This window comes from Nonomuraea longispora, assembly GCF_004348345.1.
GTDB classification, from domain to species: domain Bacteria; phylum Actinomycetota; class Actinomycetes; order Streptosporangiales; family Streptosporangiaceae; genus Nonomuraea; species Nonomuraea longispora.
In genome coordinates, this window is sequence record NZ_SMJZ01000240.1 from 1 (window position 1) to 12,305 (window position 12,305).

Consider the following 12,305-nt stretch of genomic DNA (forward strand, 5'->3'; position numbering starts at 1 on the left):
CACCCTGTCCGTGACGTTCAACGCCACCCTCGACCTGCTGGGCCTCGGCGACGACTACGAACGCAAGCTCTTGGAGATGCAGCGGGCGTGCGAGGAGACCGCCCACCGGCTCCGGCAACTGCAGCCCGACATCGACGCGGTCGAGGACGAGGTCGAGAAGGCACGCTGGGGCGGAGATGCCGCCCAGACCTACCATGCGGCCTGGAGGGAACACGTCAACCCGGCCGGCGGCCGGCACGAGGCCCAGACCTTGGCGGAGTGGGCCGCGCGCTCCGAGCACTCCGCCGAGATCCTCGGCAACGCCGTCGAGGAGACCCAGAGGTCCAAGCACCTCGTCAAGCGCACCCTGCAGACGCTGGCCGCGATCGGCGTGATCATGGCCGGAGCGGCGATCCTCAACCCCGCGGTACGCGCCTTCCTCGTGAGGATGGCCCACACCCTCAGGCAGCGCGCCCTGCTGGTGATCAAACTCCTGCGCGCCAGGCTCAAGCAGCTCGGCAAGGGGTTCGGAACCAGCGTGGCCGGACGCGGCTCGGTGCTGAGCGGGTTCATGAAGAACGGGATCGGCGTCGTCGGCGCCAACTACGTCAACTCCTCGCTGGCGAACGCCGGCCGGGGCGTCGAAGATCCCTTCTCGGTCTCCCCTGGCATGCTGGGCACCCTGTCCTTCCTCCTCGGCCTCGGCGGCGCCTTCTCCCTCATGAAGAGGCTCGGCTCGGTCACCAGGTTCGCGCAGGCACACCCTCTCGGGTTCAACATGGCGCTCGAACTCGGCATCAACGCCGGCGCCGCCACCGCACTCAGCATGATGTTCGAGAACAAGAGCTTCGGCGCCGCGCTCAAGGACGGCGTCATCGTCGGCGGCGTCAGTGCGGTCTTCGGCGCCGGATACTACGGACTGCTCCGTGACGCGACCGGCCTCAAGCACCTCGCCTGGCGCAACGCGGACAAGTGGGGACTCAAGAAACTCTGGCCCGTCGACCCGAGCCGTGCGATGTCGGCCACCAACGTCCGCTACGGACGTGTTCTGCCCGGCAACCATCTTGCCCAGATGAAGCTCAGCGACGGCTCGAAGATCTGGCTCCCGAAGAACAGCCTCACCTATCGGGCCAGGCAGATCGCGCCGATCAACACCTTCCTCAACCTGAACCCCTTCTGGAAGGGCCGCATCCTCGGCCTCTTCCCTGGAACGATCAACTACGCCCTGGTGCCCCGCGGCCAGAGCGAGCCCGTCGACCTGACGGTCCCCGACTACCGGAACTGGGAGAACAACTCCAGCGGCGAATCCTCCCGCTCCGCCGCCAGGCCACCGGTCGGCGCCACCACGCATACGGTGCAGTCCGGCGACACGCTGTGGGCGATCGCCCAGCGCGAATACGGCGACCCGCAGTACGCGTCGCTCCTCCAGCAGGCCAACTGGCAGCTCGACGGCATCAACCAGGGCAACCTGTCACCCGGGCAGCAACTGGTGATCCCGGAACTCGACAAGCAGAAGGCCTCCTAGGGACCCGTAGGGCGCCTCACACGAGGCGCCCTACGAGGTCACCGGCGGGCACGTGCGGCGCCGTCCCGGGTCACCGGCGCCTGCCCCGGGAACGTTCCGGGCGCGGGACGTCGTCGCCCGCTCCGCGGCCGAGCTCGGGGAAGGCGCCGAACACCTGCTCCTCCGCCTTGGCGACGACCGCGCGCCGCGCGTCGCGCACGGCCGCCAGAATCTCCTCCGCCAGCACGTGACTGTCCAGCCGCATGGCACGGGGACCGATGCCGAGCTCGCGTACGCGTCCGTGCGCGTCCGCGGTCGCCGTGACGTGCCCGGACGCGTTCGTACCCGTGCCGACCAGGCTCTGCAGCTCGTCGTACTCCTTCTCCAGGAAGTCGGGCACGCGGCGCTCGTCCTCGTACTCGTCGTCTTCCGCGCCGGACATCTCCAGCAGGCGGCGGAGTACGCCGCTCACCGCCCGCCCGTCCCGGTCGGACGCAAGGCTCTCGCCGAGCGGGTCCGACGTGATCGAGGCGAGCCCGGCGCCGTCGAGCACGTCCCGCGCCTGCCGCCGCGCGTCCTGATGCGCCGCGTCGAGCACCGCGACCACATCCTCGGCGAGACGAACCGCGTCACGCCGCATCACGCGCGGATCGAGCGTGAGCGAGACGATCGCGCCGTCGGCGTCGGCCTTGGCTTTGATCATCCCGTCGTCGCTCCGGCCGACACCGCCGACCTCGCGATCGCGATCCCGCGCCGCCAAGGACTCCCGCACCATCTGCTCGACCTTGCTGTTGATCGCAGCCAAGATCTCGCGATCGTCATCTCGTCCGGAGGGCGTAGCCATGCGGCACTCCAATGATCACGCGTCCCTTTCAGCGCGCCAGTTTAGGACATCCGGCAGGCCGTGGGTCTGCGCTGGGCCCCCAACAGCCCGGATGAGGCCGGCTCCGGCGGTCGAGCCACTCGGCGCCCTCGCGCCCGGGCGTCACCCGGCAGGCGGGCACGCCCCGAACTCACGGCCCATGACGGCGAGGACGGCTCCGCACGCGGCGGAGACTTGATGGCGCGACGGGTGCCTGTGCGCGGTCAGCACGGTGACCGGCGCGTACGGCACGTGGGTGGGGCAGAGGTGCCGGAAGCGGGATTCGAACCCGCACGCCCTTTCGAGCAGACGCTTTTGAGGCGTCCATGTCTGCCATTCCATCATTCCGGCTGATTTTTCCGGACTTGTCCGGATCAGCACTGTACTCCGCCGCCGAAAATGATCAGCGACGGGTGCCAGCGTGGATCTAATCTACCGGACATCTGTACTCTTGCGCTCGTGAGTACGCAGCGGCGAGTAGTGATCGCGGAAGACGAGGCCCTGATCCGCCTTGACCTCAAGGAGATGCTCCAGGAGGACGGCTACGTCGTCGTGGGGGAGGCCGGCGACGGCGAGCAGGCGATCCGGCTGGCCGCCGAGCTGAGACCCGATCTCGTCATTCTCGACGTCAAGATGCCCGTGCTCGACGGCATCTCCGCGGCCGAGCGCATCGTCGGCGAACGCATCGCCCCCTGCCTCATCCTGACCGCGTTCTCCCAGCGTGACCTGGTCGAACGAGCCAGGGACGCGGGGGCGATGGCCTACCTGGTCAAGCCGTTCACGAAGGCCGACCTGGTGCCGGCCATCGAGATGGCGGTCAGCAGGCACGAGGAGATGGTGGCGCTGGCCGCCGAGGTGTCGAACCTGTCGGAGCGGCTGGAGACGAGGAAGCTGGTCGAGCGCGCCAAGGGGCAGCTCATGACGCAGCACGGCTGGAGCGAGCCCCAGGCGTTCAGGTGGATCCAGAAGGCGTCGATGGACCGGCGGCTGAGCATGCGCGAGGTTGCTCAGATCGTTATCGACGACGCGGCCGATCGGGGCTGAGGCGCCCGCGCCTGGCGCGAAACGGTCCGCCGGACCGCTGCCGGCCACGACACCACCGGCGTTCCGCATCGCGGTCACCGGCTCCGCCCGCCCAAGCGCTCCGGCCTGTCGCCGGCGGCGCGGTGCACGGTGGCCTGGGTGTCGGCTCGGGTGGTGTGGCGGTCGTGGCGCGGGGGAAGGGCCCCGGCGGGCGCGGTCGTGATTGCGGGCGCTCGCGAGTAATCCCTTACGTCCCAGCTTTCCCACCATTACGGCCCTGATCCTGATATTTCGTCTCCGGGATGTTCCTCGTGTGAACTGTCAGTAACTGTGGTGAAACGTCCCATTACAGTGGGTATTTAGGACATTACGAATCAGCATAAAAGCCGAGCAACAACCCCCGGCCGTCCCATCCGAGAGGCATCCTGAGCTTGGAGAACCCGGCGAAGGGGACGTTCCTTCGCTGAGATTGGGGGAGTCTTTTATATGATCCGCATTGCTCCAGCGGGACGCCTGCTGGCCGTCGCGGCCGCGGCGAGCCTGGCCCTCACGGCCTGCGGCGGCGGTGGCGACGGCACGTCGGCGCAGCAGTCCGAGCCGGCGTCGTCGTCCGCCGCGTCCTCCGCTCCCGCGGCGAAGGGCGACGGCACGCTGACCCTCGGCACGGTGCTGCCGCAGACCGGTTCGCTGGCGTTCCTCGGCCCGCCCGAGTTCGCCGGCGTCGACCAGGCCGTCAAGGAGATCAACGACGCCGGGGGCGTGCTCGGCGAGCCGGTCAAGGCCGTCCACACCGACTCGGGTGACACGACGACCAACATCGCGTCGCAGTCGGTGGACAAGCTGCTGGCGCAGAAGGTGGACGCGATCGTGGGAGCGGCGTCGTCGTCGGTGTCGGAGTCGATCATCGACAAGGTGACGGGCGCCGGCGTGGTGCAGTTCTCGCCGGCCAACACCTCCGACAAGTTCACCACGATCAAGGACCAGGGCCTCTACTTCCGCACCGCGCCGCCGGACAAGCTGCAGGGCCGCGTGCTGGGCGACCTGATCGCCGCCGACGGCAACGACACCATCGGCATCCTCGCGATGCAGGACTCGTACGGCTCGGGCCTGGCCGACCAGGTCACCAAGACCGCCGAGGAGGCCGGGGCGAGCATCGCGGAGCGGGTCGACTACGACCCGAAGGCGCCGGAGTTCTCCGCCGACGTGGCACGGATCAAGGCGAAGAACCCGAAGGCGGTCGTGCTGATCGGCTTCGAGGAGGGCGCCAAGGTCATCGCGGAGCTGGTCAAGCAGGGACTGTCGGCCGACAAGGTCAAGTGGTACATGGTGGACGGCAACATGTCGAACACCAACTACGTGAAGATGCCCAAGGGCACGCTCACGGGCGTCAAGGGCACCATCCCGGGCGCGGAGGCTCCCGACGACTTCAGGAAGAAGCTCAAGAAGCTCAACCCCGAGCTCGACGACTTCACGTACTCGGCGGAGTCGTACGACGCGGCGAACCTGATCGCGCTGGCCGCCGAGGCGGCGAAGGACGACTCCGGCGCGTCGATCGCGTCCAAGCTGGCCGAGGTCAGCAAGGGCGGCGAGAAGTGCAAGACCTTCAAGGAGTGCGCGGCCCTGCTCAAGGAGGGCGAGGACATCGACTACGAGGGCATCAGCGGCCCGGTCGAGTTCGACGACGCCGGTGACCCGGCCGTCGCCACGATCGGCATCTACCAGTACGGCGACAACAACACCTACGACACCAAGGCGCTGGAGTACCGCACCGGCAACACCGAGGGCTGACCTCGGGTCCGGCCGCTGAGCGGTCCCGCGAGCGGCGGGTCGCTCAGCGGCCGAAGCCGCACGCCCTGGAGGCGTAGCCGATCAGGCGGTCCTGCAGCGGCTTGGGCGGCGCCACGACGATGACGCGTTCCTCGCCCCCGTCGATGCTCGCCCGTACGGGGAACTGGAAGGCCTTTTTGGCCTCGCCGAACGCGTGGCCGTCGCAGCGGGCGGGGGTGAGCTCGACCGGGATCTCCAGGCGCTCCTCGGCGGCCGGCAGCAGGCCGGGGGAGCGGCCGTCGTAGGCGACGTTGTAGTGCGTCGTGCCGCCCATGGCGGCCAGCCTCACCGCTCCGGCGCCGCGCCGGGTGACGATCAGCGCGCCGCGCATGATCTTGCCGGACTCCGTCCACTCGTGGCCGAACGCGATGCTCACGGCCTGTTGGATGAGGAACTCCGAGCACTCGTCGCGCAGCAGCCTGGCGAGCAGCGGGTCGGGGTGGGGGAGGTCGAAAGCGACCTCGCGCAGCGGTTCCGAGCCGACGCGGAGGTGGGCCACGACGGTGGCGGGCCGCACCTCGGGCAGGCCGCCGGGGGAGCAGTTCGCGGCGCCGTACGGGATGGGCAGGTCGGTGCGCCCGGTTCTGCCGATGGCCGCGTCGGCCCTGCTAGCGGGCACCGTACGGAACGACGGCGTCACCAGCTGGACGTCGGCGAAATAGACCGGGGTGCCCCGGGTGTTGCGCACGGCCACCTGGAGCCGGTGTGCCGGCTCGTCGGAACGCCATTGCCCGAGCGTGACGGAGACGCCGTCGGGCGGGCCCGAAGGGGCCGGCGGCTCCGAGGAGCCACAACCGGCGACAAGGGCCACCACGGCCAGTAATGTGGTAACACGCTTCACCTGACGCAGATTAAAGCTGCTTCCGCAGGTCCGTAAGTTGAGGAGTGATTACGACTCCGCATCCAAGTGCCGACAGTTCCTCACGGCATCTAGTTGGAGCATGCGGGAGTTTTGTACGTTTCCGTCATTCGATCGGGAACGTTCGGCGGTGCTGACGGATCCCCGGCCTGAAATGAAGGAGACACTTCATGATCCGCATTGCTCCCGTGGGACGGGCGCTGGCTGTCGCGGCTGCCACCAGCCTGGCCCTGACAGCCTGCGGTGGTGGCGGCGACACGGCCGCGCAAACTTCCGAAAGTGCCGCGCCTGCCACATCCTCCTCGGCACCGGCCGCGGCGAAGGGTGACGGCACACTCACGCTCGGCACGCTGCTGCCTCAGACCGGTTCGCTGGCGTTCCTCGGCCCGCCCGAGTTCGCGGGCGTCGACCTCGCGCTCAAGGAGATCAACGAGGCCGGGGGAGTGCTCGGCAAGCCCGTTGAGAAGTTCGACACCGACTCGGGCGACACGACGACCAACATCGCGTCGCAGTCGGTGGACAAGCTGCTGGCGCAGAAGGCCGACGCCATCATCGGCGCCGCGTCGTCGTCGGTGTCGGAGTCGGTGATCGACAAGATCACGGGCGCCGGTGTGGTGCACTTCTCGCCCGCCAACACCTCCGACAAGTTCACCACGATCAAGGACAACGGCCTCTACTTCCGCACCGCGCCGCCCGACAAGCTGCAGGGGCGCGTGCTGGGCGACCTCGTGGTGTCCGACGGCAACGACACGCTCGCCATCATGGCGATGCAGGACTCGTACGGCACCGGCCTGGCCGACCAGGTGGAGAAGGTCGCCACCGAGGCCGGTGCCCAGGTGGTCGAGCGGGTCGACTATGACCCCAAGGCCCCTGACTTCTCCGCCGACATCGCCAAGATCAAGGCGAAGAACCCGAAGGGCATCGTCCTGATCGGCTTCGAGGAGACCGCAAAGGTCATCGGCGAGCTGGTGAAGCAGGGCATGCCGGCCAGCAAGCACAAGTGGTACATGGTGGACGGCAACATGTCGAACACCAACTACGTGGAGATGCCCAAGGGCACGCTCAAGGGCGTCAAGGGCACCTACCCCGGCGCCTCGGCTCCCGACACCTTCAGGAAGAACCTCCTCGAGGTCGACCCCAAGCTCGAGGACTTCACCTACGCTCCCGAGTCCTATGACGCGGCCAACCTGATCGCGCTGGCCGCCGAGGCCGCCAAGAGCGACGCGGGCGCCGACATCGCGGCCAAGCTGGCCGAGGTGAGCAAGGGCGGCGAGAAGTGCAAGAACTTCAAGGAGTGCGTCGACCTGCTGAAGGCCGGCAAGGACATCGACTACGACGGCATCAGCGGCCCGGTCGAGTTCGACGACGCCGGTGACCCGGCCGTCGCCACCATCGGCATCTACGAGTACGGCGACAACAACAAGTACCCGGTCAAGGCGCTCGAGTACCGCACCGGCAACATCGAGGGCTGACCCCGGTCACCCGCGTGAACGTCGAAGGGCCCGGTCCGAGACCGGGCCCTTCGACGTGTAACGCGCAGCCGGGCAATCGGCCGCCGGAACTCCCACGTGATGCCCTGCACCCCGGCAGCCGGCGAGGAGGGCGGGGGGCAGCAGAGCGACTGTCACCGAACGATTCACATCGGTCATGGAAAAAACGGCGGAAGGGCTCATCGGGAGCCCTTCCGCCGTTCGCGCCTGACGACGGATCTACGCTCTGGCCAGCGTGCCGAGGTAGAGCTCGATGACCTTGGGGTCGTCGGCGAGCTGCCGCCCGGTGCCGGTGTAGGCGTTGCGGCCCTGGTCGAGCACATAGCCGCGGTGGCAGATCTGCAGGCAGCGGCGCGCGTTCTGCTCCACCATGATGACCGTCACGCCCGCCTTGTTGATCTGCTGGGCCTGGATGAACACCAGGTCCTGCAGCTTGGGCGACAACCCGGCGGACGGCTCGTCGAGCAGCAGCACGGAGGGCTCGGTCATCAGGGCCCTCGCCATCGCCACCATCTGCCGCTCGCCGCCGGACAGGGAGCCGGCGCGCTGCTTGCGCCGCTCCCTGAGCGCGGGGAACAACTCGGACACGAACTCGAAGCGCTCCTTGAACTTCCCCGGTGTCTGGAAGGCGCCCATCTCGAGGTTCTCCTCGATGGTGAGGCTGGGGAAGACGTTGTTGGTCTGGGGGACGTAGCCGACCCCGCGGGCGACCAGCGTGTGCGCCTTCATGTTGGTGATGTTCTCGCCCTTGAGCAGCACCGTGCCGCTGCGGATGTTGACGAGCCCGAACACGGCCTTGAGCAGCGTCGACTTCCCGGCGCCGTTGGGGCCGATGATGCCGATCAGCTCGCCGTCCTTGACGTAGAGGTCGGAGCCGTTGAGGATGTTGACGCCCGGCAGGTAGCCGGCGATCAGCTCGTCGCACCGGAGCACGGCGTCCTCGGCGCCCTCCAGGTGCGCACTGCGGTCGGTGACGGCCGCCTTCGACTCTGGGCCGGCGTTCACTTCTGCGTCTCCTCCTCGATCTCGGCCTCCAGCGCGGCCTCGGCCTGCTGCAGCTGCTCCTCCAGCTCGCCCTCGGACAGCGGCGCGTCGTGGTGGGCGCCCAGGTAGGCGTCGATCACGCGATCGTCGGACATGATCGTCGCGGGCGGACCCTCGGCGATGACCGCGCCCTGGGCCATGACGATCACCCAGTCGCTGATGTCGCGGACCATGTCCATGTCGTGCTCGACGAACAGCACCGTCATGCCCTGCTCGCGCAGGTCCTTGACGTGGCCGAGCAGCGACTGGGTCAGCGCCGGGTTGACGCCCGCCATGGGCTCGTCGAGCATGACCAGCTCGGGGTTGACCATGAGCGCGCGGGCCATCTCCAGCAGCTTGCGCTGGCCGCCGGACAACGATCCGGCGAAGTCGTCGCGCTTGGCGTCGAGCTTGAAGCGGGCCAGCAGTTCTTCGGCCCGCTCGGTGATCTCGTCCTCCTGGGCGCGCCACACGCGTGGCACGAGCGCGCGCCAGAAGTTCTCGCCCTTCTGCTGCTGGGCGCCGAGCCGCATGTTCTCCATCACCGTCAGGCGCGAGAGCGCCTTGGTGAGCTGGAACGTGCGGACCATGCCGCGCCGGGCCACCTTGTGGGCGGGCACGCCGTTCATGGACCGCCCGTTGAACGTCCACGTGCCGGAGTCGGCCGTGTCGAAACCGGTCAGCTGGTTGAAGAACGTGGTCTTGCCGGCGCCGTTGGGGCCGATCAGCGCCGTGATGGAGCCGCGCTGGATCTCCACGTGGCCGACGTCGACGGCCGTGAGGCCGCCGAAGCGGCGTACGACGTCGTCCACCACCAGGATGGGGTCCGGCTTGGGCACGCCGGGGTCGCGGGCCAGGTCTTTGAAGGCGGCAAGGGCGGCCGCCTTCCGGTCGGTGCTCATGGTCTCAGCGTGCATCGATTGCGATCTCCCTCTTGTCACCGAAGATGCCCTGTGGCCGGTAGACAAGCAACAGGATCAAGCCGGCGCCGACCAGGATCCAGCGCAGGGCGCCGACCTGGTTGGTGTCCATGAAGGTGATGTACCCAACGCGGACCGCCTCGGAGAGCACACCGTAGATGAAGACGAGCAGGACCCAGAACACCATCGAGCCGATGACCGGGCCGAGCACGCGGGCCGCGCCGCCGAGGATGACCATCGTGTACATGTAGAACGTCGTCTCGGTGCCGAACACGTCAGGCTGCACCGAGGCATAACCCAGACCGTAGATGAAGCCGCCCATGCAGCCGATCACTCCGCCCAGCACCAGCGCCTGCATCTTGTAGGAGAAGACGCTCTTGCCGAGGCTGCGCACGGCGTCCTCGTCCTCGCGGATGGCCTTGAGCACGCGGCCCCACGGGCTCTTCATCAGCAGATGCACCATGAGGCAGGCCAGGGCGATGAGCACCCAGCCGACGGTGATCACCCACATCGTGCGGTGGTTGAAGAACAGCGGGACGGGGCCGAGGTTGAAGCCGTAGTTTCCGGCGGGATAGGGGTTGAGCGCGTAGAAGCCGTCGGTGAAGCCGCGGTGGCCGTCGGAGCCGCCGAAGACGTCCTTGAACTGCACCGAGCGGAAGACGAGCCGGACGATCTCGGCCGCCGCGATGGTGACGATGGCGAGGTAGTCGGCGCGCAGCTGGAGCGTCGGTATGCCCAGCAGGAACGCCAGGATCACCGCCGCGATCAGGCCGAAGATGACGCCGACCCAGAACGGCATGCCGAGGACGACGACGGTGACCGCCAGGCCGTAGCCGGCCACGCCCATGAACGCGGCCTGGCCGAAGTTGAGCAGGCCGGTGTAGCCGAAGTGGATGTTGAGACCGATGGCGGCGATGCCGTACAGCACCGTCTCGACGCCCACCGAGGCCTTGATGGTGGTGCTGATGATCGTGATCCAGTCCATTCTGATCCTCCCCCGATCAGCCGATCCGCTCGCGGCGGCCCAGGATGCCCTGCGGCCGGACGAGGAGCACGATGATGAGAACGGCGAGCGCGCCGACGCTCTTGAGCTCCGGAGGCACCCACAGCGTCGAGACCTGGATGAACAGGCCGACCACCAGCGACCCGATCAGCGCGCCGAACGCGGTGCCCAGACCGCCGAGCGTGACGCCGGCGAAGATGAGCAGGAGCATCTCCTGGCCCATCGTGTATTTCAGGTTCTGGGAGAGGCCGAGCATGATGCCCGCGAGCGCGGCGATGGCGCCGCCCATCGTCCAGATGATGCGCACGACCCGGTCGACGTTGATGCCGGACGACGACGCGAGCGCCGGGTTGTCGGCCACCGCGCGGGCCGCCTTGCCGGTGCGCGTGCGCAGCAGCGCGATGCCGACGATGACGAGCACGACCAGCTCGATGCCCATGGCGACGAAGTTCTTCGGCGCGGCCGAGATCGGCCCCAGCTGCACGCCGGGTTGCGCGTTGTACTGCGTGTACGCCTCGGTCTGGCCGCCGAAGACGATCAGGAACAGGTAGCGCAGGAAGAGCGCGACGCCGATCGAGATGATCATCATGGCGATGATGCCGGTGCCGCGCCTGCGCAACTGTCCCCAGAAGAAGCGGTCCTGCAGATAGCCGAGCAGGCCGGCGACGATGACGGCGATGGCCGCGGCCGGGATGAGGTTCAGGCCCATGCCCGCGTTGAACCCGTAGGCGAGGATCGCGCCGAGGGTGACCAGCTCGCCGTGGGCGAAGTTGGTCAGGCCGGTCGTGCCGTAGATGAGCGACAGGCCGAGCGCGGCCAGGGCGATGATCAGGCCGAGGTTGAAGCCCTCGAAGGTGAGCTGCGCGGCGCGGGTCCAGAACGCGCTGTTGTCGGTGCTCTCCTGCCCCTGGTCCTGGCCTTCACCGCCTTTCGGCTGGAGGGGGAACAGGGCGGTGGAGCAGTTGCCCTCATGGACGCTCAGCGTGCGGACGTTCGTGCCGCCGCGCGCCTCGGCGTTCTGCGGAAGGCTGCCGAGATCCAGGGTAACTTTGTACCTGCCTGGATCCTCGACCTGGACATCCCATCTGCCCTGAGCGTCGGTGGTGGCCTCCGCGACGGGCTTGCCGTCCTCGGTGGCCACGGAGATTTTGGCGCCGTTCACTGGCTGGCCTTGGAAGTTGAGTGTTCCCCTCACGCCCTGGCAGTCGGCCGGGCCCGCGTGGGCGGGGCCGGCGAGCAGGAAGATGAGTCCACCCAGGAAGGCCGTGAACGCGATCACGGCTCTGCGCAATGGTGCTCCCTCGGAAATAGGTCAAGGCGGGGTGTTGCCCCTCCATCTCGACACGCGCGCATCGCAGGCACAACTGGGATGCAATGGCGGGAGCCTATTCTGGGTGCGCCCGTTTCAGTATCGTTCGTCACCAATTAGTGACATGTGCGTGTCACTGATGTGAGCAACCAACGAGCAGGTCAGGGGCAGGATCAGGGAGACGCCTGGCGCATTAGGAAAACATCGGATAACGCTCGGCTGCGGATGTCGACGAGCCCGCGGGGCGGCCTTTGGGGCCGTGTAAGGCTTCCCCGGCCGTACACGTTTTCTACTGGGCCTCCCCGCGGGCTGTTCGCACAACCGTAGCGACCCGCGGGGGGCGTACGCAAAGGCTGGGCGCAAGTGAACTTCGTGTCAGCCTCGATGACTCACGAGGTGGCCGTCCCTCCTGATCAGTTTCGGCTGGTGAAGGTTTGTGCCTGTTCGTCCTGTTCATTGCGGGCGGGTGGCACCGCGACCTGCCCGAGACGCTCGGTGGGCGGCGG

10 protein-coding genes and 1 tRNA gene are annotated in these 12,305 nt (G+C 68.0%); 4 read left to right on the top strand and 7 right to left on the bottom strand.

What is annotated here, in order from left to right:
• The coding region (locus tag E1267_RS38510) for a LysM peptidoglycan-binding domain-containing protein (RefSeq protein WP_132340381.1) at window positions 1-1,504 on the top strand (1,504 nt) is incomplete at its 5' end.
• Window positions 1,505-1,574: 70 nt separating this feature from the next.
• Here the strand turns inward: E1267_RS38510 and E1267_RS38515 are convergent.
• Entirely contained in the window at window positions 1,575-2,327 is a 753-nt protein-coding gene (locus tag E1267_RS38515) for a YbaB/EbfC family nucleoid-associated protein (RefSeq protein ID WP_132340383.1), read from the bottom strand.
• Between the two features lie 286 nt (window positions 2,328-2,613).
• A tRNA-Leu gene (locus E1267_RS38520) sits at window positions 2,614-2,696 on the bottom strand.
• A 48-nt stretch (window positions 2,697-2,744) separates the two neighbouring features.
• Between E1267_RS38520 and E1267_RS38525 the strand changes: the two genes are divergently transcribed.
• Together E1267_RS38525 and E1267_RS38530 are read left to right on the top strand one after the other, a co-directional pair.
• A complete protein-coding gene (locus tag E1267_RS38525) occupies window positions 2,745-3,389 on the top strand; it encodes an ANTAR domain-containing response regulator (RefSeq protein ID WP_132340385.1) in 645 nt (214 codons plus the stop codon).
• 465 nt (window positions 3,390-3,854) lie between these two features.
• On the top strand, window positions 3,855-5,156 hold the full coding sequence (locus E1267_RS38530) for an ABC transporter substrate-binding protein (RefSeq protein ID WP_132340387.1): 1,302 nt from the start codon (window positions 3,855-3,857) through the stop codon (window positions 5,154-5,156).
• Window positions 5,157-5,199: 43 nt separating this feature from the next.
• Here the strand turns inward: E1267_RS38530 and E1267_RS38535 are convergent, their stop codons facing one another.
• Window positions 5,200-6,036 (bottom strand): hypothetical protein, encoded by an 837-nt coding sequence (locus E1267_RS38535; protein WP_132340389.1) that lies wholly within the window; start codon window positions 6,034-6,036, stop codon window positions 5,200-5,202.
• A 188-nt stretch (window positions 6,037-6,224) separates the two neighbouring features.
• On the opposite strand from E1267_RS38535, the gene E1267_RS38540 reads away from it, so the two are divergent.
• Entirely contained in the window at window positions 6,225-7,526 is a 1,302-nt protein-coding gene (locus tag E1267_RS38540) for an ABC transporter substrate-binding protein (protein ID WP_132340391.1), read from the top strand.
• A gap of 237 nt (window positions 7,527-7,763) precedes the next feature.
• On the opposite strand, the gene E1267_RS38545 is transcribed toward E1267_RS38540, so the two are convergent.
• From E1267_RS38545 to E1267_RS38560, 4 genes are read right to left on the bottom strand one after another with little or no spacing between them, the layout of a single operon-like run.
• On the bottom strand, window positions 7,764-8,549 hold the full coding sequence (locus E1267_RS38545) for an ABC transporter ATP-binding protein (RefSeq protein ID WP_132340393.1): 786 nt from the start codon (window positions 8,547-8,549) through the stop codon (window positions 7,764-7,766).
• A complete protein-coding gene (locus tag E1267_RS38550; RefSeq protein ID WP_246064529.1) occupies window positions 8,546-9,469 on the bottom strand; it encodes an ABC transporter ATP-binding protein in 924 nt (307 codons plus the stop codon). The genes E1267_RS38545 and E1267_RS38550 overlap by 4 nt, the downstream gene beginning before the upstream one ends.
• A gap of 4 nt (window positions 9,470-9,473) precedes the next feature.
• On the bottom strand, window positions 9,474-10,472 hold the full coding sequence (locus E1267_RS38555) for a branched-chain amino acid ABC transporter permease (protein ID WP_132340397.1): 999 nt from the start codon (window positions 10,470-10,472) through the stop codon (window positions 9,474-9,476).
• 16 nt (window positions 10,473-10,488) lie between these two features.
• Entirely contained in the window at window positions 10,489-11,781 is a 1,293-nt protein-coding gene (locus E1267_RS38560) for a branched-chain amino acid ABC transporter permease (RefSeq protein ID WP_246064531.1), read from the bottom strand.
• Between the last annotated feature and the right edge of the window lie 524 nt (window positions 11,782-12,305).